This window comes from Synechococcus sp. M16CYN, from assembly GCF_040371545.1.
In the GTDB taxonomy this organism is placed as follows: Bacteria; Cyanobacteriota; Cyanobacteriia; order PCC-6307; family Cyanobiaceae; genus Parasynechococcus.
The window spans coordinates 403,380-425,843 of sequence record NZ_AP029048.1; the positions used below are offsets into that span (position 1 = coordinate 403,380).

Consider the following 22,464-nt stretch of genomic DNA (forward strand, 5'->3'; position numbering starts at 1 on the left):
GATAAACTAAAGTGAGTGGTGGATTTTACTTTTTGGGATCATCCCGGCAATAGTGATCTTCAAAGCGTAGGATATCGTCCTCGCCAAGGTATTCGCCGCTCTGTATCTCGATCAATTCCACCGGGATACGTCCCGGATTAGATAGCCGATGTTTGCAGCCCATCGGAATGTAGGTGCTTTGGTTCTCACCTACTAGTTGCTCGTTGCCATCCCGCTCCACCAACGCTGTTCCCTTCACTACCACCCAATGCTCAGCACGATGGTGGTGCATTTGCAATGATAAACTTGCCCCTGATTTAACAGAAATGCGCTTTACTTGCCAGCGGTTACCTTCGGTGATACCGGTGTAATAGCCCCAAGGTCGATAAACCTTGCGATGCGCTTTGCCTTCCGAGCTGCCGTCAGCTTCCAGTCGGTTCACCACTGACTTGATCGCCTGAGTCTGGGAGCGATCAGCTATCAGTACCGCGTCGTCTGTCTCTACCACCACTAGGTTCTCCACCCCTAACCCAACTATGAGACGGTGTTCGCTGCGGAGATAGCAGTTGCTGCTGCCTTGAGCAATCACGCGTCCTTGCAACACATTACCGTCGGGGTCGCGATCAGATGTTTCCCAAAGGGCGCTCCAACTACCTACATCGCTCCACCCTGCATCGAGGGGTAATACCGAGCCCAGTTCTGTCTTTTCCATGACAGCTACATCAATAGCCACGTTTGGGCACTTAGCAAACACAGTCTTTTCTAGGCGCAGAAATCCCATATCGACCCTATCTGGTTCTAGTGCTGCCCGGCAGTAACTCACCATTTCAGGTGCCAAGCGCTCTAATTCTGCCAACATCGCACCGGCTTGGAAGAGAAACATGCCGCTATTCCATGTGAAACGCCCTGTTGTCAAGAACTGTTCGGCAGTGGCGCGATCTGGTTTCTCCACAAAACGAATGATCGGAACGTCTTGCAGCGCACCAGCATCAAAAGCTCGGGCTGCTTCTATGTAGCCATAACCAGTTTCCGGTGTCTTAGGAATAATGCCGAAGGCCACTAATCGACCGTTCTCTGCAGCCAAACGTCCGGCAGTGACCGCGGTGCGAAATTGTTTGGCATCCCGAATAAAATTATCTGCCGCAAGTACTAGGAGCAGGGGATTATTTCCGTTGGCGGTGGCTTGTAGAGCTGCCACAGTTACCGCAGGAGCTGTGTTGCGTCCCACAGGCTCCAATAGGATCGCGTGCGGTTCGACGCCCAGTTGACGCATCTGTTCAGCCACGATGAAGCGGTGATCTTCATTGCAAATCAGCAAAGGAGCCGATAGACCCTCCAAGCCTTCGAGTCGCTGTTGAGTCTGTTGTAGCAAAGTGGCGTCTCCGTCACCGCTAAGAGGCCAGTACTGCTTGGGGTAGCTCGCGCGCGACAGCGGCCACAACCGTGTGCCAGTTCCTCCGCAAAGGATTACAGGAATTAGAGGTGTGGCAGCCAAGATATCCCGGAAATGGTACAACCCAGATTCCCCTATTCCAGGGGAGCCCGTCTATAGCTTGCCTAAAGATCCAGCAGTCCTGGAGGTGGCGTTAGCAGCAGCCAACCTTCCTTCAGATACACTTCCGGGACAATAGTTTTCACGAATGGTATCAAGAATGTACGGCCATCAGCATATTTGATCTCTAGGAGATCGTTGCCGCCATGAATGAGATCAGTCACGGTGCCGATGGCATCGCCATCTGCAGTGAGACGTACGTCGAGGCCCACTAAATCCATTAGGTGAAACTCTCCTTCTGCCAACTTTGGACGGTCGGTAGCAGGAACCATCAAATCACTGTCTACCAAGCCCTCTGCGGCAATGCGATCGTTGATGTTCTTAAGGCGCACCACAAACAAGTTTTTACCTGGGAGTCGACGACCTGTTTTCAGCTGCACCTCCCGTAGAGCTTGACCTTTTACTCGCACCCAACGCGGACCGGGGACAGTGAAACGCTCTGGGAAATCGCTGGCTGGATTAACCCGCACTTCCCCCCGCAGACCCTGAACGCCCACAATTTTCCCTACTGTGAGCCATTTCTCGATGTTGGCCATGTCCCGTTGATGCCTTTGGTTGATAATGATCCCAAGACCGTGTGCAACCGAATCATGTCGCCTAAATCCGTTCCCATCCTTCCCGGTTCTACCGTGACGGTTAGGGACGCCACATCGATCTATAACGGCTACAATGGCTTTGTACAGCGTATCAGCGATGACCGTGCTGCTGTTTTGTTTGAAGGTGGCACTTGGGATAAGCTGGTAACGTTGCGGTTGAAGGATCTTCAAGCGGTCTGAGCTCGGATGCTCCATCGGTAGTGTTTGCAATACGGTAATTTCGGCACGATTGCACTCGGCACCATAGATTTGAAGTGATGGAGCCCAACTTTTTTCAGAACTCAGCTCTCTTGCAGATCGAGATATTTCGTGATCAATTTGGTTCGAAGTCTTTTCCTAATCATCTCAAATGTTGATTTTGTGTCAAGCGTGGTAATGGCATTAAGCCCAGCCAATACCTAGGTTCAGCTTTATCGATTTAATCGTTCTCAACACAGTGTCGTTTTTTCTTATCATGGGTTTATGCTGTAATGTCATCGCAAAGGTTCAGGCTAGTAAATTTTATTAATCAAGGTTGAGATGTTAACCTGACTAAACTTTGCGCGACAGCATGCGATCGCTCTCTTTTCTTCATATCTCTGTTCTCCAACATCATTTATTAGGCTTTCATCAATGACAACTACCGACGACTATGCCCTTACCGTAGAAAGCTCTAAACCAATATTGCTGGTATCGGTAGTGTGAGGCTTGGCTTCATCATTGTCACTACACCGTGCGACGTTTTTCAACGCTTTTACTTTTATCACTCAACACCACCAGAAGAGAATTATTTTGAGATTAGGTACGGGACTCAGAGAAGCTGTTGCTACGGCATCTACTGTCGCTATGAAGATCTATTTGGGAGAGGCAGCGTCAGTAACGTCACGGTCTTGAATGACTTGCACAGCTGCTGAGGCTGCATTCTGCTCGGCTTCTTTACGTGAACGGCCTAGACCTTCAGCACGTAACCGCTTTCCCACCCTTACTTCGCTATGAAAGCGTTCCGGATCCCCATGGTGAGAGCTTTGTTCATCTGTGATGTAATTCGGCAACCCCAATCCCTGAGCTTGACTCCACTCTTGAAGAATGGTTTTGCCATGGAAGTGATGCGGCGCTTCTAATACTTCAACTGTGGTTTGTTGCCAGTAGGGGGTTAGCCAGCGGTGAATTGGCTCTAGGTTGCTTTTGCTGCCGGCATAAATTGCGCCGATTAGTGCTTCAGTAGCATCGGTGCGTAACCTCGCCCGCGCTGCGGAATCCCCTAAAGCTTTGGTTCCGAGGATGAGCAAAGAGTCTAGTTTGAGGCGGTCTCCCATCTGCGCTAGCCAACGATCACTAACGAGCTGGGCGCGCAAGCTGGAACAACTTCCCACAGAAATGTTCGGATAGTGGCGATCAATGAATTCTGTGGCCGCTAAACGTAGCACGGCATCGCCGATGAATTCTAGCCGCTCAAAGTTTTTATTCCGATCAGCAGATATGTGAGTAAGAGCCTGATCGACAAGGTTCAGGATCTCAGGGTAATTGAACTCATGCAGGCCGATTACCCGCATTAGCAGTAACAGATTGTGTTGTCGAGTACTGTCCAATGTAATTAATAAATTGGGGAGTGAAAGCAGGACATAAGCCGGGTTCTGTTCATACCTCTAAAGAGGATGGGTGGCTATCTATCTGGGACCGCCGTTACCGGCAGCCTCAAGCGGTGCGTTTAGGCGGAACGGGGCAAATGGCCAGCCATCGCTCCTTGACCTTGCTCCCAGCCGGGGTTTACCGAGCCAGCACCTCTCGATGCTGCTGGTGCGCTTTTACCGCACCTTTGCACCCTTGCCTGTGCCGGTGAGCCGGCCATCGGCGGTATGTTTCTGTGGCACTCTCCTCACGGTCACCCGTACTGGGCGTTACCCAGCAAGCTTGGCCATTAGGGAGCCCGGACTTTCCTCAATCAAATCCATAAGGATCTGATTGCAACCACCTCGCCTGCTTTCAGCCTCCATCATGCCTCGGTAAGCATAATTAATAAACCTGGGGCTGTAGCTCAGTCGGATAGAGCAACGGTTTCCTAAACCGTAGGTCGTGGGTTCGAGTCCCGCTAGCCCCGTCGTAACCTTCTCGTCTGATAGCTGGCACCAGCGTTTGGTAGAATTTGGTGAGCAGATTGTTCAGCCTGATTGAGCTAAATTACTCAGATAGTTTAGATGGCTCGCCTTTGTGGTGTTTGTTCGCATTTGCTAACTGACGAATTGGGTTGGCGAGCCTAAAGATGAATGCGGGAAGGGCAAAAACCTAGCAAACTTGTTTAACTTCATCTTAAGTGAAGGAATACGAGTTGGAAAAGCGCCAGTTAGTTAGGTAAAACCAGCTTGCATTGTGGATGCCACTTTTTGAAGTTGCTGAAGCAAATAAGGATTCATTAGATATTAGTTAATTAATATTTTATGCACTCATCGGTTCAGCAACATCTTCTACAATCAAACACGGCCACTCACTGTTCGAGCGACAATAAGAAGATGCAGAACCCAGTGCTTATTTGGTCAAGGATTCTTCTGCTACCTCCATCGTGAAATAGAGATAATTGACAATTATAATCCCGTCATCTAGTGCTGTGATCTTTCCATTTTCATCAACATCGAATGTTCTCGGAATAAGTTAATCGTGCTGAGTAAAAGTAGTCATTTCATCCATGCATGAGCCTAAGGGCAATAGCACTGGGATCTATGTCAGTGGCAGAGTCAGCCTGGAAGATTGCACCAAAGAGACTTTAGATCGACGGCAGGCCATGGGCTATTGTTAAGAGGTTTCACCATCCTATCCGACCGATATCCAGTCTAAAATGATATGGGCTGAATGAATTTCAGGATGGTTGAATTGCTGTTCAAGTCTCGCTTATAGCAACTTCAGCAATATTTAGTTAGCCACACAATCATCGCCTATCCGATTACCAAAGCAATCTCGGCTCTAGAGCTTTAAAGCTAAAGATAATAAGAACAAACAGAAGATAAGTTTTGGTCTCAGTTTAGGCTAAAACTTCCTTAAATTAGTTGCAGAATCTTATCAGCAAAACAGTTTTAGCCAGTGTTGTGAATAATTTTAGAGTTAACTATGTTTACTTGGAATTGGTCTGAAGGACCATTATTTTCATCAATCACAGCAAGGAGTATGAAATCGTAATAGATATTGAATCTGAGATAGGCTAAGCTGATTTCATCGATATTAGCAACATAGGTAAGAAAAAATGTTAAGATTTAAATTAGGTCTTACAGTTGATCAAATCTTTCTCGGTGAAGATTATGCTGGGTTAGAGAGTTTAGATTTAAAACTAACGAAATTCTTGGTACCACTGTTTTATTAATCTTATGGGTATGAGAATGGTCCCGTCGCTCTATGCAGCGGCTGAGCTGTTACCGGTTTCTTTTGCGATGAAGTTATAAGAATTATAGCTCTGATTAGTATCAGAATGTGTTAATGTCATTTAAGTGATAGTGGTCTCATTAAGGATTTTTCACAAATACTTGCAAGATAATAATCCAATTTTTTGTTAGCAACAATCACCAGATAACTGATAAATTCATTGTGGTTGGTTTTTATTATTTTTTAGGTAGAGCCTTCAAAGATCACATAAGTAGGATGTCTATAATGGATACAGATGATTTAGTTAGGCTTCTCGGCCATTATAAATGATGTTTACTAATACTAGTTAGGTTTATAATTATTTTCTTGTCAACTTACTGAACTATATATCAGTTTTGACCTGCTGTCTAAGCTATTTTAAATGTACTTGATGCAGTATAGCTACTTTTTCATTAAGTAACCAGTATTCTTTACATTAAGATATTTTTATTTAGTGAGTAAACCATAGCTTAGCTAATTAAAAACTGCTCTTACAATTTGTTGCTATTAGTAATAAGCGAGTTAGTTTGTTCCCGTAAAACAATTTATTTTTTATTATTAACTGTAGGCATAATGAGATTTTTGCTTTCTTTTTCTCTATATTCTACAAAATTATTTTACTATTAAAATGACTTATTTATCACTTCATTTGCTCTATTATCATTAGCTAAACTTTCAAAGTTGTTGCTAGTCTACTTTGCTAGATTAATCTTTTTATACTTATTAATTACTACATTTATTGTCTTATAAAATTTGCAATACTTAAATTTATAATTTAAACCGCTTCTCCAAATCCCCTTGTTATGATTGCAGAGATGTTCTCATCCTTTTGTTTATATTTTTTAATGTTCTTTTGCTTATATCATAATAATAATATTTTCTTGATTGTTGAACATAATTGTCTTAGCAAAATCATAGTTTGTATTTCGATTCTCTATAAAGCTAGTCTATATACATTGATTAGTATTAAAAGTTTTATTATAATGTACACTATCTGGTTTATTTAGAATTTTTCGTCTAAGGCGAGAAGCTACATGCCTCAGCGACATATAAATTATTTTGTTTATTTATGACAGTAATTATTTCTCTTGCTATCATCTTTATAATAAAATTTACCTAACTTTAGGCCTTCATACTTATTAAGTATAACTGAGCCCGCTTTAAGTACCCATTATAGGCCGGCCTGCTGCCTGCCTGAAGAACTAACGATTAAGCTACTCGACTCTGCCTAACTTAGGCCTCTTGCACAAGATCTGCTGCTTGTTCCAATGGTAGTTCTGTGCAGCATGATCTCCAGAACCCAGCCATGCCAGAGAAGCAAGCGATCTTTTGAACAAAACGTTTTGTTAGTTGGAAAAGGTGATCAAGCTAAATACCAAAGCAAACGACAGAGTAGCTTTCTCAATAGAGATCTCTTCCCAAACCAAGGAACGGTTAATGAAAATAAGATTGACGCAGGTAAAGGTCTTAACACTCAAACTGCTTAACAAGTGTCATAGTGGGTAGTAACTAAGGGGGAATGCGGTGCCGGAAGAGCCCTGCCAATGCCCGGACTGCCAGAGGTTTTACCGGCAACATGATCGGCTAATCCGTGAATCTCCAACCCTGCGTCAGCAGCAAGAGTTGGGTTGGGCTGCTTTGCAGTCGTTTCGAACTCTCTCTGGTCGGGTCCTGGAAGAGCTTCAAAAACAAAATGGTCCTAGCCGGTCTACAGAGCCCGCATCATCTCCTGCTCTTGGTGCGGGTTCTGCCCCGGAGGAATCCATTGACGCTATGCAACAGGCAATTGCCGATTTAGAAAGTATCAACGCACATTTGTTCTCAATAGAAGCGCTAATGGAACGCATTTTCGATGTGCGAGTGCCCGAAGAAATCGAGCAAAAATTCCGAGAACTAGCTGATGAGCTTGCACCGGATCCTTTAAATGCGGATCGCTTGCGATTAAATCGTTTGCTTTGTCAAGCCCCTGAATTGCCCGATCAGGGCTAACTAAGGTGTATGGCTCTGGCGAGTCTGAGCGAATTCTGGCGGAACATAATTAGAGTTTTTATCTTTATCGTGCGTCACAGGTGATTTCCACCTTCAGCGGATCCACATTCCAAATATTCTTGCAATATTCTCTAATAGAACGATCGGAAGAAAAGAAACCAGCACGAGCTGTATTCAGTAACGACATCCGCTGCCAGTGCATCTGATCGCTCCAGGCGTGATTGACCGCATCGTGTGCCCGCACGTAATCAGCAAAATCTGCCATCACGTAGAAGGGATCACTGCCCATAAGATTATCCAGTAGTGGGCGGAAGAGTTCTCCATCGCCGTTACTGAAATGTCCCATTTCTATCAGATGAAGTGCTTCCTGCAACTCGGGCATCGCTGTAATGAAATCATGAGGGCGATAGCCATTCTGTTCAAGCGCATTGATCTCTTCCACAGTTTTACCGAAGAGGAAAAAGTTGTCGGCACCCACCAGTTCGCGAATCTCTACATTGGCGCCATCCAAAGTCCCGATTGTGAGAGCGCCATTCATAGCAAATTTCATGTTGCCTGTACCGGATGCTTCCTTGCCGGCCGTAGAGATCTGTTCAGATAAATCTGATCCTGGATAAACTTGCTCACCTAATTTTACATTGTAATCTGGCAGGAAGACCACACGCAGCCGTCCGTCCGTGTCCGGGTCGGAGTTGACAGTTTCGGCGATACCGTTGATAAAGCGAATGATTAATTTCGCCATATAGTATCCGGGGGCTGCTTTACCGCCAAAGACGATTGTGCGGGGTGCCATGTCATCAGCTTGCCCGTTCTTAATCCGTAGATACTGATTAATAATTTGCAACGCGTTGAGATGTTGACGTTTGTACTCGTGGATACGCTTAACTTGCACATCGAAGAGAGTAGAAGGATCCACCAGTACACCCGTGTTGCTATGAATGTAATTGGCCAGCTTGCGCTTTACTGAGAGCTTGGTATTACCCCAGTGTTCGAGAAAAGCATGATCGTTCTGCCGTTTTTCCAGCTTGCGCAAGCTCTCCATATTAGATATCCAATCACGGCCAACATGCTCATCAAGTAACGCCGACAACTCCGGATTGGCGAGAGCCATCCAGCGTCGGGGAGTAACACCGTTGGTGACGTTGGTGAACTTTTCTGGCCACAGTGCAGCGAATTGCGGTAGCAGATCAGTCTGTACCAGACCGGAATGGAGAGCAGCCACACCGTTTACATGGTGCGCGCCAATAGTGGCCAGGTGAGCCATGCGAACAGCCTTGCCGCCTTGCTCATCAATGATGGAAAGCTTGCTTAGGACTTCGTCATTGCCAGGGTAACGCAGGCGTACTTTTTGAAGAAATCGGCGGTTAATTTCATAAATCAGCTCTAAATGTCGGGGCAACAAACTTCCAAACAGACTCAGATCCCATTTCTCTAAGGCTTCGGGAAGCAAGGTGTGGTTTGTATAAGCAACTGAGCGGGAAGTGATGCTCCATGCCTGATCCCATTCCAAATGACGGTCGTCAATTAGCAGACGCATCAGCTCTGCTACAGCGATTGCTGGGTGGGTGTCATTCAGCTGAATGGTCCAGTATTTGGGAAAGTCCTCGATGTCAAGACTGCGATGGTCGAGACCTCGCAACATATCTTGGAGAGAACAGCTTACAAAGAAGTGCTGCTGTTTTAATCGGAGACGACGCCCCTCATCTGTACCGTCGTTCGGGTAAAGAACCTTCGAGAGGGTTTCACTGCCCACCTTTTCTTCAACGGCTCCATAATAATCGCCGATATTGAAGGCGTAGAAGTCAAAGCTTTCGGTGGTATCAGCGCGCCATAAGCGTAGGCGATCACAAACGTTCACTCGGTAACCAAGCACAGGTACATCATGAGGAACGCCAATTGCATGCTCGGCAGGAATCCAACGAGAGCGGTAGTTACCTTTGTCGTCGATGTAGCTCTCAGTACGTCCTCCGAAGCCAACAAAGCAAGCTTCATCTTGTTGGGGTAATTCCCAAGGCCAGCCCCCCTTGAGCCACTTATCTGTGATTTCGACTTGCCAACCCTCACGAATTAACTGATCGAAAATTCCAAATTCGTAGCGAATTCCATATCCTGTTGCGGGGATTTTTAAGCTAGCCAAGGATTCCATATAACAAGCTGCAAGTCGCCCTAAGCCACCGTTGCCTAGTCCAGGCTCTTCTTCAACATCAAGAATTTGCTGGAGTGACTCTATACCGAAGTTGTGAAGGGCTTCCTCTGCTTCCCTCTGAATGCCTAGGTTAAGCAAATTGTTGTTCAGTTGTGGTCCGATTAAGAATTCGGCTGAAAGATATGCCACCGATTTTTGCGGTCGAGTCCGCATCGCTTCTGTAGTGGCTAAGTAACGCACCATCAGCCGATCACGCACCGCATAGCTCAGAGCTACATAGAGGTCGTGCCGACTTGCAGTGGATGCAAGCTTCCCAAGGGTAAAGAATAAATGTTCTGTCATGCCATCGAACACGCTCTTGGCATCAAGGCCCACTCGTTCAGGATCGTTATGACAACCAGGGGTTGGCAAGCGCAAATCGCAGGGTTGAGATGCAGTCATGTCGACAAAAATCTGGGAGGATCGCATCTCCCAAGGGCAGCTGAACAAATCCAATGCTGATTAGCTCTTACCGAATGTGCGGCGCTAATTGTTGATATCCGAAGGATCGAGATCGTCGAAGATGGTTTCTAAGTAGCCGTCTCTGTGTTTGGAAAGGACATTGCTGGTTAAGGTTTGGAGCGATTTTGCCCATCGTTACACTCAACTTGTTTCCGTTCAAAATGGACCACCTTGTGGATAGTCCATTTGAGGAATCACCATTAAGGTCAGCGAGAGATTTGCCAGCCACGATGCTGCTCCCTACACTGCTGAGCGAGATTAGCAGTCATGACTTTGAGGCTGCTGAAACACTAATCGGCATCCTCCGCTTTGTTTTGATCTTCATCGGAGCGCGCGTCCTATCGGAAATTCTGGTGCGCCTCGAACTCCCCACCATCCTCGGTGAACTCCTTGCCGGCGTGGTTGTCGGTGCGTCGGGGTTACATTTGTTGGTACCTCCGGAGACACAGGTTCAGCTCAGTGGTGCCTTTACAGACGTAATAGCCAAACTGGCCCATGTCCCTGCTGATGCAGTGCCAAGTTTGTACAACGACAGTTTTGGGGCGCTCCAATCGGTAGCCACCCTTGGCCTTTACTCTCTCCTATTCCTAACGGGTCTGGAGAGCGAGTTGGATGAACTGATGGCAGTTGGAAAGCAAGCCTTCTCGGTGGCCGTGGTGGGAGTGGTTCTCCCTTTTGCACTTGGCACCTTTGGATTGATGACCATTTTTCACGTAGACGCTATCCCAGCGATTTTTGCTGGGGCTTCTATGACAGCTACCAGTATCGGAATTACAGCTAGCGTCTTCGGGGAGTTGGGCTATTTGCGCACACGCGAGGGGCAAATTGTAATCGGAGCCGCTGTGCTCGACGACATCCTTGGGATCGTTATTTTAGCGGTAGTGGTGTCTTTGGGCGCTGGCGGTAGCCTCAATATCACTCCGATTATCCAGCTTGTTGTTGCGGCAGTTTTATTTGTCGTCGTCGCCTTAATACTGAGCCGAAGGGCTGCGCCAGCGTTTGATTGGGTCATTGATCAGCTCAACGCCCCTGGTTCCAAGCTGGTAGGCGCTTACCTACTGATGGGTGCCAGCTGCTTTACAGCTACAGCGATTGGGTTAGAGGCCGCCCTTGGTGCATTTGCCGCTGGTTTAATTGCCAGCACCTCTAAGCACCATCGTGAAATTCAGGCGGCTGTGACACCGATCGTGGGACTATTCGCAACGGTGTTCTTTGTGTTGGTAGGGGCAGGAATGGATCTGTCCGTAATCAACCCCTCTGTTCCAGCTGCTCGTTCAGCTCTCATAATTGCTGGATTTCTATTTATCGTGGCGATCGTCGGCAAAGTCGCTGCTGGCTGGGCAGTCTTTGGAAAGCAGCCTACAAACCATCTTGTAGTTGGTTTGGGAATGATGCCGCGCGGGGAAGTTGGTTTAATTTTTTTAGGGCTCGGTACCGCTTCTGGGCTGCTCGGTCCAGGATTGGAGGCCGCCGTACTCTTAATGGTAATTGGTACCACTTTCTTGGCACCAGTACTTCTGCGTTTGGTGCTGAAAGGTAAGCCACCAGAGGACGGCAACCGTGTGCCTGATGAGTTCGTAGCTGATCCCCTGGCCGGCTCGTCTTGATCGTTAGTCTGAGTTTGAGATTTTCGAGTCTGATCACTCTGATTGGGAGGTAGCTATCAGTAACAAACTCCAGCCGATGGCAATCAATCCCAAGCTAGAAGCCCAACCGGGTCCTAAGACCCAGCTCATTGCGAGCCGGGTGATTATTCCAACCGCTGAGGCTAACAGCAGGCTGCTGAGCACCAATATGATTTGACGCCATTGTTTTGATAGCGGGCTGTCCGTAAGGCTGGCTTCGAAGGCAACTAGAGGCTTACTCAAAGGTATATAAAAAACCAAAGCCCAGAGCAAGGCACCCCGCCACATTGATAAATCGGCCAGTGGTCCACCAAAGGCTACGTACTCCTGCATTCGAACTTTGAGTTGAGCTGTTTAGCATCGCTGCTCTTTCTTATTGTTGTGGAGACCAGCCCCTGGAGTTACCTTGGCCATCCTGTACACGCAGTTTGTCAGCAACCTAACCAGCCAATTCCAGCTGATCGCCCTGCCCTTTTGCTAGTGCATGGTTTTGGTGCATCAACAGATCATTGGCGCTACAACATCCCCGTGTTATCCCACAGTCATGTGGTCCACGCAATCGATTTGCTTGGATTTGGCCGTAGTGCCAAGCCATCCGACCTCAAATACGGCGGCGATCTATGGCGCGATCAGCTGGTGGCCTACGTCTATGAACGAATTGGTCGGTTAACGGTGATTGCCGGTAACTCTCTGGGGGGGTTCGCAGCATTAGCGGCCGGCGCAGTCCTTGGAGAAGCCTGCGCCGGCGTGGTTTTGCTCAATGCCGCTGGTCCTTTTAGTAATGAGCAAAAACCACCGAGGAGATGGGGTGCCATTGCCCGACAAAGCATCGGGAGTGCCTTGATAAAAAGTCCCGTTCTACAGCGAATCTTATTTGAGAACCTCCGTCGTCCCAGCACCATCCGTCGTACCCTAAATCAAGTCTACGTTGATAAAACCAACGTGGATGATTGGTTGGTGGAGTCAATCCGCCGTCCATCTCTTGATCCTGGCGCCTTTGGTGTTTTTCGTACCGTCTTCGATATTCCCCAGGGTCAGCCCCTAGACGAGTTATTTGCACAGTTGACTGCGCCTTTACTTCTTGTCTGGGGTATTCGTGACCCTTGGATCAATGCTCCTGGTCGCCGTTCCACATTTCAACGGTACGCACCGAAGAGCACAACGGAGGTGGTCTTAGAAGCCGGACACTGCCCCCATGACGAAGTCCCTGATCAAGTAAACGCTGCTTTGCAGAACTGGTTGGCTAAACTCGGCTGAATTAAAGAATGAAGTGATCTGCAGCTGAGGACATTCCCCGGCGCCAGGCTAATTAAGTACAAGCTCCCTTTCCCTTGGCGGATGGTGCTGGGTCTTGCTTAACACTCGGCTTCTAATCGTATGCACATCGAAACCCATGTATCTCAAAAATGATAATAGTGTAAAAGTCACTTCAGAATGAAAAGGGCATCTTCAGCGAATGACACCGCAACGCGCGTGAAATTATTTGTTTTATTTTGATCGAGCGATCAAGAGTATCACATCAATTCGGTGGCTAACAACAGCATTCGCAGTAGAGAATTTTCGTGTTGTTTTTACTCTGTGGTAATCCTCTTTGTAGTATGCACTGGATGGACAGAACAGATCGCATGCCTTAGCAGTACAGCCTCGCGGCAACCTGCCTTAACAGTTGCGACCGTTTGCACTTAATGTAAAGCGCAGTCGAACTTCTTCTACTAACACGGAGTAAGCACTTGTTACATGTCGGTTGTTAGATTCGTTGGCTTTTATTGTAAATAGAAGATACGTCTGGGTAGAAGGCGATAGAAATTATTGCTATAACTAAGTTGGCGGCAACGCAATGAAATCTTGTTCCGTCTCCGGCTGCCTTCTACTTTAACAGCGATGACTTGTCCAGTGTGCACTTGGGCGACTTGGCAGAGCGTTAGCCATCTATCTAGGGATCATTTGTGAAGGCTAATTTAGGAGACAAGCATGACTTAGACTAAGCAGCCTACCAAAGGCATAAACCTTTTCTATCTGTCAAGTCCAGCCCCGTCACCCTGGTCGATTCAACCTTGAGCTTTAGCGTCAAGACCCAACGGATATCGTCGTCGTCTGGATAGAGACCCCGCAGGAAGTTGGCCCTTAGTTATGAATTGAATTACATCAATCCTTGGTCAGCGGTTATAGGTGAACTGATGTTGTGATCTGAGTCTAGGTTTCTATCGTTGCTTTAAGCCGTAGCTAGCATCTGGTTGACCCCTGGGAGACGGCCCCGACTAAGTTGTTGCAAGGGATCGAACTGGCGCTTTACGGCTTCGATTATCGGCCGGGCTGGTGAGTCTCTCCAAGTTGGGAAGCATTGGCTTTCAGCTTGAACCAATACCATTAGCTGCCCTCCCAAGGAGTCTACTTGGTGTAGTAAAGCTTCGATTTGGAAAGCTGGGGTGGTAGTGTTGCACCAGCCATCGCCACAGCCAGCTCCGGCAGCAATTTCCCAAGTCCAAGCGTCTAGGGACGCCATGGCGTAACTGGCCAGCAAATGATGCAGTGCCGTTGCTGGTAGGATCAATCGTACTAGTTGGGCGGGGTCCTGACATGGGACAGCTACTTCTAGCGGCGTGGCGCAAGCCTGCTGTTCTGATTGCAACCCATGCTCCGTCGCTAGGAACTTGAGACGACTGAGTTGGTCCTTTACTGCTTGCTTCGAGACGCCGCTTAGAATGAGTCGTAAGCCCCAAGCGCCTTTGTTCGAGTTATGCCAGTCGCAGCGTTCTGGCGTGAGCGTAGAGCGTAGCAGGGCCACGCGGAAACCCTCCAGATCTAGGAGTTCACCTGTCAACCATAAAGCGACATGCATAGGGCGAATCGGTTGTACTCGCAGGGTGACCTCAGTAATCAATGCCAGGCTCCCCCAGCTGCCACAGAGTAGCCGCATTAAGTCATATCCGGCCACATTCTTTACGACGCGACCGCCTGATTTAGCGGCTATTCCATCGCTGCGCAGCAGCCCAATACCGATGATTTGGTCACGTATTCCTAAATGACGTTGCCGCAAACCACCGGAAAGCCCACGAGCTACAAGTCCGCCAATGCTTCCCGCCGCCGATCTGTCATCAGGTGGATGCCCCCCACGAGGCCAGTCTACCGGGAGCCATTGATGCTGTTGGGCCAGCAGCTCCTGCAAGTCACACAGGGGAAGACCGGCTTCCACGGTAATTGTGAGATCGTCTACAGCATGATCTATCACTCGATTCAAACTGTGGTAGTTGAGCACTGCATGAGCAGGATCCAATGTTGGACCCCAATGCAGGCGAGTTCCAAGTCCACTAGGGATCCAGGGGGTGGAGTCTTGATACCACTGGCGCACCAGGGTGATCAGCTCCGCGCGATTAGCAGGGGTATGACTCACGACACGATGGTGTCATGAAGATTGTCGTTATCGACGATGATCCCACCGGCTCGCAAACAGTGCATGGCTGTCCATTATTGTTGCGCTGGGATGTGGAAACCGTGCGTCGTGGACTGCGCCATGCTTCGCCGCTGTTGTTTTTGTTGGCCGATACCCGGGCGCTAAAGCCAAGTGCCGCTGCGTTGCGAAATCGTGAAATTGCTGCCAACCTTGATGCCGCTCTGGTCGAAGAAGGTCTCAGCCGCTCGGATGTGCAGCTTGTCAGCCGCGGAGATTCCACCTTGCGCGGTCATGGGACTCTAGAGCCTGCTACCCTAGAGGGTTGTTTTGGCCCTTTTGCAGCTACGTTACACGTGCCTGCGTTCCTTGAGGGAGGTCGAACTACTGTAGGCGGTGTACATCTGCTTCATGGGGAGCCGGTTCATACCACCCCCTTTGCACAGGATCGTTTATTTGGCTTCACTACTAGCTATTTGCCGGCCTGGTTAGAACAAAAGAGTGCTGGCGCCATCAAGGCAGCTGATGTAGTTAAGATCAGCTGCAGAGAGTTGAATCAGGCTATCGAAGGTACATTACCACAGTTGATCGAACGCCTGGCTTGTCTACAAGGGAATGTTTCAGTGGTTGTAGATATTGTGCATCAGTCGCAGTTAGATGTTTTAGCTGACGCGGTGCTGGCCTTAAAGGGGGAACGACGTTTTTTGTTTCGCTCAGCGGCTAGTTTGCTAAAGGCATTGGCCGATCTGGGCCCGCAACCATTAGACTCCATCGGTTTGGCGCAGCTGCGTCGACGTGGTTCTAACGGTGCTTTGCTTCCAGGAATGGTGATGGTTGGTTCCCACGTACCTCTCGCTGATCACCAGCTGAAACGCTTGTTAGGAGAATCGGAATGTACGGGACTAGAGCTACCTGTCCGTCGCGTTGCGCACGTGTTAGCCAGGGGAATGCCAGGTCCTTTGCTAGCCGATTTAGAAAGGGTTTGGCAAGATCAACTGAATACCTTAATCCAATCGGGTGGGACACCGGTTGTATTCACTAGTCGTGATGAGTTAACCTTCGCCAGTGCTTCAGTAAGCCGGCGGTTCAGCTGTACTCTTGCTCGACTGATGGGGCGTCTTGCCAGCGCTGTGGCACCTGATCTCGGTTATTTGATAAGCAAAGGGGGACTTACCACCCAAACATTGCTGGCCTATGGCTTGGGACTAGAGGCCGTGCAACTAGAAGGTCAATTTTTGCCGGGTTTGTCGCTGGTGCGCCCTTCAGGAGGTGCTGAACGCACATTGCCAATCCTTACCTTTCCCGGCAATCTTGGTGCCAGCGATACCTTGCTAGAGGCTTGGCAACGAATGCAGGCCGGCTGACACAGCCAATAGTTCCATCGGGTGATACACTGCTTGTCCTCCTTGAAGGTGCCGACGCAGCTGTAAGGTGCAGCCGATGTTAGCGCTGGCTATTATCGACGCTCCCGTACTGCTAAGGTCAATAGCTTTAATCATTCCCAGCTCAGCGGCTTCCTGCGGCTGTACCAAATTATAAATGCCGGCACTCCCGCAACATATACCTGCCTCCATAGGTTCTCTCAGCTCCAGATTAGGAATGGCGTTAAGCAGAGTTCGTAACTGTTGCTGAATATTTTGACCATGAATCATGTGACATGCGTCATGTATAGCCACCGCACCGGCTATTGGCTTGAGCTGAGTTCGAAAGCTGTCACTGAGGCCCACGTTGGTTAGAAATTCATGTACGTCTGAGACGGTCGTGCGGAAACACTCGCTGTCTTGGAGGAGCTCGCCATAAGTTTTCATCGTGTGACCACAACCAGATGCCGCTACAATCACTGCGTCTAGTTTTCCGTCGATTCTGTTCATACTCCGCACCAGAGCAGATGCCAGTTCGCGGGTAAGCGACATCTTTCCTTGGTGATGGCTTACAGCTCCACAGCAGCCCTGATCAGGCGGTAGGACAACCTCGAAACCATTGGCTTGTAGAACCTTCACCGTTGCAATGTTGACAGAAGGATCGAAGCACCGCTGGACACACCCCAACAGAAATGACACTCGACCGCGGCGTGGTCCGATCGCAGGATTGATCGTAGGTATTAGATCGTCGAATGCGCTGGCTGTAAGGACTGGTAACAGCAGTTCCATCGCTTCAATTTCAGGGCCGAATAACCGAGTGAGACCGGTGCAACGAGCAACTTTTTGAAGGAGGGTGCCGGTGTAAAGCCGTACTAGATGGAGTAAAGTTCGAAGTCGACGGGGGTAAGGTAAAACCCAGAGCAACAGCTGACGAAGACTGATTTGCCAGATGCTGCGCAGCCCAATGCTATTGAGCTTAGGACGTATAGCTTCAATCAGTTGGTCGTAACGAACGCCGGAGGGACAAGCCGTCACGCAGGCATAACAGCTTAAGCAAGTGTCGAAATGGCCGGCAACAGTAGCATCAAATCCCAGCTCACCGGCTTCGATCGCCCGCAGGGCGTGGATGCGACCACGGGGTGAATCCATCTCGCTAGCTAACACCCGATAGCTAGCGCAGGTGGATAGACAGAAGCCACAGTGTACACAGGGATCTGTTAATTCAGTAGGGAACTTGGGGGGTCGAGTGGATGCGTTAGACAGCATGAAGTTTAGTTTGATTTTTTAGCAAGTGTTCAAGCGCTTTTTGCACTTGTGTAATCTTTACCTAAAGAGAAGAATAATGACTGATATGATGAAGATTGAAAGATCTTCGTAAAAAGAAGACATTATACTAGCAAATTTGAATGCTATCAATAAACCTTTGAATGAACTTATAGTACAAGTTTTTGTATGTTCTGTTCGTTTCTTTAAAATCTTTTGGCTTATTATCTAATGCTAATTATTACAGTAATTATGATCAAGGGTAATATTAGTTGTAACTAATTTAGCCGCCACTTATAATTAATATTGTATCGTGATTCAGTATATTTTTGACGTCGCTGATCTTATCGCTAAAATACGAAAGTTAATGGCGACTAATTGAAATGATGTCGCCGCTATGCTCATTAGTAGGGCAACGATCAACTACTGAAGTGATGGATCACAGCTTTAGCAAAATTGCTGCAACTTATAGGTTCTACTTGAGGCTCCATCAAGCGAGCAAGATCATAAGTGACCTCGCGATTAGCAATTGCAGCACCCAGTCCTTTGGTAATTAGATTAGCAGCCTCTTGCCAGCCAAGAAACTCGAGCATCATAGCGCCACTAAGAATCGTCGAGCCTGGATTGATCCGATCAAGTCCAGCATGCTTAGGCGCCGTACCATGAGTGGCCTCAAAAATTGCTGCATACTCCCCAATATTGGCCCCAGGGGCCATACCAAGACCACCAACTATTGCAGCGGCGGCATCAGATATGTAATCACCGTTGAGGTTTAGTGTAACTAGGATCGAGTACTCCTGTGGCCGAGTTTGGATTTGCTGAAAAATATTGTCGGCAATGCGATCATCAATAAGAACCATGTCTTTCCATTTGCCATTGCCATGGCTAGTGCCGATAGCGTCAATTACCGTCTGGACTTCGGTATTAATGTTGGTCTTTTTCTCGGGTGTGAGGCTGTCGTATCCCGGCTCAATCATTCGAGCGTTCGAGATAACGCTTGGATTTGGACACTTATCTAGGTTGTCCAAAATCCAGCTTTCACGCTCAGTGATGCACACATCGCGGAATTCCGTAGTAGCAAGTTCATAGCCCCAGTCACAGAAAGCACCTTCCGTGAATTTCATAATATTACCCTTATGTACCAAGGTCACGTGGCGCTTTTTACCCCGGAGGCGCAGTGCGTGTTGTATTGCCTTACGAATATGGCGCTGGCTACCATGCTTGCTTACCGGCTTGATTGCGATACCGGACCCTTTTGGAATCCGACGCTTACCCAGCTTTCCGTTAGCAGGTATTACCGTTTCATTAAGGTACCTGCACAGCTCTTGGCCAACAGTATCGTTGGCTTCCCACTCGATACCCATGTAGATATCCTCCGTATTTTCCCTATAGACAATTACATCAAGATCTTGGGGGCGCCTATGAGGGCTGGGCGTACCCTCGTAGTAACGGCATGGCCGCACACAGGAGTAAAGGTCAAAAATTTGTCTGAGAGCTACGTTGAGAGAACGAATACCTCCACCGACTGGCGTTGTCAGTGGGCCCTTGATTGCAACGCCATAGGTGCGGATTGCTTCAAGAGTGTCTTCCGGCAGGTATTGATAAGTGCCGTACAGCTCACAGGCTTCGTCCCCGGCAAATACCTTGAACCACTCAATTGACTTGGCTCCGCCATAGGCCTGGGTTACAGCTGCATCTAACACTTTTTGTGTAGCTGGCCAGATGTCGACGCCCGTCCCGTCTCCACGGATGAACGGGATAATTGGTCTGTCGGCAACTATCGGTTGTCCGTTCTCGAAGCGGATAGCCGTACCTGTGCTAGGAGCTATGAGCTTCTCGAACTGGGCCATGGTAGTGGGGTCACATTTCAATATAAAGAACCTAATAACTGAGAGTAAGAAATCTAGGATTTAACTGATATCAAATGATTCAAAGCAACTAATTGTGCTATTTCTGGTCGCAGCGGTCCACTTCAACAGAAAAACCCTATTTATTTGCTTTAATTGAATGAGGGGTTAACTCGTTAGAGACGAATCGGTCTCTGTTAATTAGCAACGCTTTATCGGACGGATGCTATAGCGACAGTAATTCGCCACCGGATTGATGCAGTACATTCAAAGACTGGGCTTGATCCTTTCGAAATTCATTAAATAAGCTGAGGAGATTGTAATGTTTACAAGGTTCGACCATATCGGTAGTAAGTATGCAGCTGCTGTGTTAATTGATCTGGATCTTTAGCATCCGTTTGAAAGTATGTGATCAATAGTTGCGGTATAGTGCGAGGGAGATTAAGTCGTCACTGCTATGCTCGGATCAACCATGATGAATAAAGTTCATTTAAAAGTAGCCACAGAGTTATGATTCTATCTAGTTTTCAATTGGCTGGTAAGTTTGATTTGGCTTTGGGAAGAAGCCAAATATTTTTATGCTTTTCCCGAATTTGTTCTTGCTACTGTTAGTTTAGCTTAATAAAATTAAGCATTTTTTGGAGGCTTGTTGCCTTAAATCTTTAATTGAATCTCTGTATAAAGATTTCCCAAGTACTTACATGATCTGGTTTAGCAAATAGACATCCTGAAATCTATTTAAACTCTAGAGTTATATATTAGGCAGCATTTTTTATTTTCCGTTTGATCACTGATTAGAGGTATCAATAACTTTGCTTTCATTGCTGAATTTAATTTGTACAGTTTTAATTTTACTGTGTAATCTAATATTAATTAAACTAATATATCGAATTAATTATTGTGACACTACTATGAGTAGTTACCATTGGTGTTGATATTCTTGCTAAGAATATCGGTTACGCTTTTTTGATATAAAAGGCAAGGATATTAATTTCTTATATGGATCTATTATTACCAGAATATCTTGAAATTGACACCAGACAATTATAGACTTTTAAGCATCAAGTCAAAGACCCTATGATTATAAATTTATATTACTTATTTTTATTCGAATTTTAATTGTAAAGTTGTTAACATTTAGACGTAGTTTGAAGCTTGGTTTAGCAAGTCGTTATAATTTACTTTATATTTCTAAATCTTCAAATTTTTATCGCTGATCAAAGCTATCTCTTATTACCACTGAATTAACGAGACAGAGTTAAAAGTGTTTAACAAACTAACGTTACTTCATGATCACACCCAAACGGTAGCTGTTGAACCCGTGATGCTGGCATGCCCATAACGCTGTGGTGCCCGTGAAAATACCTCGACTGTATAGTTGCGTTAGATACCAGTAGCTTAAGCTGGTGTTTAGATCTCGCTTTATCTGCTCGACACTGATCTAAGTAAAGCCGTGAGAGTGCTTAACAAGGTTAAGACGAAACCTCCCTCGGGGTTGTACCGAGAACGAATCAGAATTTTAAACTTTGGGTCATACAACGCCAAATATGCTTGGCGCGGGTGCGATGGTGTTCCCTTGCCAATGCCTGCATTATAGGGAGTAGCAGATTGAGTGTCGTGAACGCAGGCGAGTCTGTGCGGAGTGTTGCGCAGATGCAAGTTGTGGCCTCCACGGTTACGTTGGTGCGCCGCTATTTCCCACAAGCAAAGCCGAATCTTCGACCTTGGCGAGACGACGCCCAGACCCGTCAGTGGAGTGAACCCGAATCTCTCGATCTATCCTTTCACTTTCCTGGATGGGATCCGCGGCTGCAGTGCCGCAGCTTGCTGTTGCAACTTCGTCTGCAATCCATAGCCAGTAACGATGGTTTGCAATTGCTCGGTGTCTTGATACATGGGATGACTTACGATGGAGAGCGTTGGCGCTTGGTCACAGTGGGAGACTGGCAGCCAGAAGGAGCACATCTCCCCCAACCAGCCCAGGTGAAGCAACTGCGTCAAATTTGTCGCGATTTGTTCTATTTGTTTGATTCAGACGTTCATGCAGATCAAATGCCGTAACCCTTCGCAACGCTCTGGACTCATACACCAAAACTCCTTATAGGTTCGAAGAACGGATGATTTAATAGCAACGATGTCTGTCGCTTTGGCTACTCAACTTCGAGAGGGAACCAAGAAAGCTCATACCATGGCTGAGAATACCGGCTTTGTGAGCTGCTTTCTCAAGGGTGTCGTCGATAAAGCCAGCTACCGCAAGCTCGTCGCCGATCTTTATTTCGTTTATGAAGCGATGGAAGAGGAGGTGAACAAACTCTCCAAGCATCCGGTAGTGGGTCCTATTGGCAAAAAGGAGCTAAATCGCCTCGAGTCCCTTGAGCAGGATCTTGCTTTTTACTTCGGCGAAGGTTGGAAAGAAGAGATCCAGCCATCTCAGTCAGCCGTCACTTATGTGGAGAGGATTCGTACTGTGGCTAGAGACTCTCCCGAATTGTTAGTAGGACACCATTACACCCGCTACATGGGGGATTTGTCCGGTGGCCAAATCCTCAAGAGTATTGCCCAGAAAGCCATGAACATGAGTGGTGATGATGGTCTTCGCTTTTATGTCTTCAATGACATCACTGATGAAAAAGCGTTCAAGGCAAGTTACCGTTCCGCAATGGACCAGCTACCAATTGATCAAGCCACGGCTGATCGCATCCTTGAGGAGGCTAATTATGCCTTTCGCCTTAATATGAGGATGTTTCAAGAGCTAGAAGGCAACCTCGTGGCAGCTATAGGCAAGGTCCTATTTGGTTTTTTAACCCGCCGTCAACGGGCTGGTAGTACAGAGGCTGCAACTGTTGCCTGA

At 47.5% G+C, this 22,464-nt stretch carries 16 protein-coding genes, 1 tRNA gene and 1 other RNA gene; 8 read left to right on the plus strand and 10 right to left on the minus strand.

Annotated features, from left to right (window positions below):
• Nucleotides 1-25 precede the first annotated feature (25 nt).
• Nucleotides 26-1,474: a mannose-1-phosphate guanylyltransferase/mannose-6-phosphate isomerase gene (locus ABWV55_RS01875; protein ID WP_353292498.1), complete on the minus strand. Its 1,449-nt coding sequence runs from the start codon at nt 1,472-1,474 to the stop codon at nt 26-28.
• A gap of 62 nt (nt 1,475-1,536) precedes the next feature.
• On the minus strand, nt 1,537-2,067 hold the full coding sequence (gene rimM, locus ABWV55_RS01880; RefSeq protein ID WP_353292056.1) for a ribosome maturation factor RimM: 531 nt from the start codon (nt 2,065-2,067) through the stop codon (nt 1,537-1,539).
• Between the two features lie 54 nt (nt 2,068-2,121).
• Here rimM and ABWV55_RS01885 point away from each other — a divergent pair, with 54 nt between their 5' ends.
• Nucleotides 2,122-2,307, plus strand: a complete 186-nt coding sequence (locus ABWV55_RS01885) for an NAD(P)H dehydrogenase subunit NdhS (RefSeq protein ID WP_353292499.1) — start codon at nt 2,122-2,124, stop codon at nt 2,305-2,307.
• A 653-nt stretch (nt 2,308-2,960) separates the two neighbouring features.
• Here the strand turns inward: ABWV55_RS01885 and rnc are convergent.
• The gene (gene rnc, locus ABWV55_RS01890; protein WP_353292057.1) at nt 2,961-3,695 is read right to left on the minus strand and encodes a ribonuclease III; all 735 of its coding nucleotides are present in this window, start codon (nt 3,693-3,695) and stop codon (nt 2,961-2,963) included.
• 18 nt (nt 3,696-3,713) lie between these two features.
• Nucleotides 3,714-4,091, minus strand: an RNA gene (rnpB, locus tag ABWV55_RS01895) — RNase P RNA component class A.
• 39 nt (nt 4,092-4,130) lie between these two features.
• Here rnpB and ABWV55_RS01900 point away from each other — a divergent pair.
• Both ABWV55_RS01900 and ABWV55_RS01905 read left to right on the plus strand, forming a co-directional pair.
• Nucleotides 4,131-4,204, plus strand: a tRNA-Arg gene (locus ABWV55_RS01900).
• 2,813 nt (nt 4,205-7,017) lie between these two features.
• Nucleotides 7,018-7,482, plus strand: coding sequence for a hypothetical protein (locus ABWV55_RS01905; protein WP_353292058.1), 465 nt, complete (start codon nt 7,018-7,020; stop codon nt 7,480-7,482).
• A 64-nt stretch (nt 7,483-7,546) separates the two neighbouring features.
• Here ABWV55_RS01905 and ABWV55_RS01910 read toward each other — a convergent pair whose 3' ends face one another.
• Nucleotides 7,547-10,069: a glycogen/starch/alpha-glucan phosphorylase gene (locus ABWV55_RS01910; RefSeq protein ID WP_353292500.1), complete on the minus strand. Its 2,523-nt coding sequence runs from the start codon at nt 10,067-10,069 to the stop codon at nt 7,547-7,549.
• Nucleotides 10,070-10,136: 67 nt separating this feature from the next.
• Complete coding sequence (locus tag ABWV55_RS01915) at nt 10,137-10,358, minus strand: hypothetical protein (RefSeq protein WP_353292059.1); 222 nt, start codon at nt 10,356-10,358, stop codon at nt 10,137-10,139.
• A gap of 1 nt (nt 10,359) precedes the next feature.
• Between ABWV55_RS01915 and ABWV55_RS01920 the strand changes: the two genes are divergently transcribed.
• Nucleotides 10,360-11,736: a cation:proton antiporter gene (locus ABWV55_RS01920; RefSeq protein WP_353292060.1), complete on the plus strand. Its 1,377-nt coding sequence runs from the start codon at nt 10,360-10,362 to the stop codon at nt 11,734-11,736.
• Between the two features lie 33 nt (nt 11,737-11,769).
• On the opposite strand, the gene ABWV55_RS01925 is transcribed toward ABWV55_RS01920, so the two are convergent.
• Complete coding sequence (locus ABWV55_RS01925) at nt 11,770-12,087, minus strand: hypothetical protein (RefSeq protein WP_353292061.1); 318 nt, start codon at nt 12,085-12,087, stop codon at nt 11,770-11,772.
• Between the two features lie 48 nt (nt 12,088-12,135).
• Here ABWV55_RS01925 and ABWV55_RS01930 point away from each other — a divergent pair, with 48 nt between their 5' ends.
• On the plus strand, nt 12,136-13,011 hold the full coding sequence (locus tag ABWV55_RS01930) for an alpha/beta fold hydrolase (protein ID WP_353292062.1): 876 nt from the start codon (nt 12,136-12,138) through the stop codon (nt 13,009-13,011).
• 955 nt (nt 13,012-13,966) lie between these two features.
• On the opposite strand, the gene ABWV55_RS01935 is transcribed toward ABWV55_RS01930, so the two are convergent.
• The gene (locus tag ABWV55_RS01935; RefSeq protein ID WP_353292063.1) at nt 13,967-15,145 is read right to left on the minus strand and encodes an FAD-binding oxidoreductase; all 1,179 of its coding nucleotides are present in this window, start codon (nt 15,143-15,145) and stop codon (nt 13,967-13,969) included.
• A 14-nt stretch (nt 15,146-15,159) separates the two neighbouring features.
• Between ABWV55_RS01935 and ABWV55_RS01940 the strand changes: the two genes are divergently transcribed.
• Entirely contained in the window at nt 15,160-16,506 is a 1,347-nt protein-coding gene (locus ABWV55_RS01940; RefSeq protein WP_353292064.1) for a four-carbon acid sugar kinase family protein, read from the plus strand.
• Here ABWV55_RS01940 and ABWV55_RS01945 read toward each other — a convergent pair.
• Both ABWV55_RS01945 and ABWV55_RS01950 read right to left on the minus strand, forming a co-directional pair.
• Nucleotides 16,474-17,769, minus strand: a complete 1,296-nt coding sequence (locus ABWV55_RS01945) for a (Fe-S)-binding protein (RefSeq protein ID WP_353292065.1) — start codon at nt 17,767-17,769, stop codon at nt 16,474-16,476. The two genes, ABWV55_RS01940 and ABWV55_RS01945, sit on opposite strands and share 33 nt — an antisense overlap.
• Nucleotides 17,770-18,185: 416 nt before the next feature.
• Nucleotides 18,186-19,616 carry an NADP-dependent isocitrate dehydrogenase gene (locus tag ABWV55_RS01950; protein ID WP_353292066.1) on the minus strand — a complete coding sequence of 477 codons (1,431 nt, stop codon included), beginning with the start codon at nt 19,614-19,616 and terminating at the stop codon, nt 18,186-18,188.
• A 1,614-nt stretch (nt 19,617-21,230) separates the two neighbouring features.
• Between ABWV55_RS01950 and ABWV55_RS01955 the strand changes: the two genes are divergently transcribed.
• Both ABWV55_RS01955 and ABWV55_RS01960 read left to right on the plus strand, forming a co-directional pair.
• Nucleotides 21,231-21,674, plus strand: a complete 444-nt coding sequence (locus tag ABWV55_RS01955; protein ID WP_353292501.1) for a hypothetical protein — start codon at nt 21,231-21,233, stop codon at nt 21,672-21,674.
• Nucleotides 21,675-21,747: 73 nt separating this feature from the next.
• Nucleotides 21,748-22,464: a heme oxygenase (biliverdin-producing) gene (locus tag ABWV55_RS01960; RefSeq protein WP_353292067.1), complete on the plus strand. Its 717-nt coding sequence runs from the start codon at nt 21,748-21,750 to the stop codon at nt 22,462-22,464.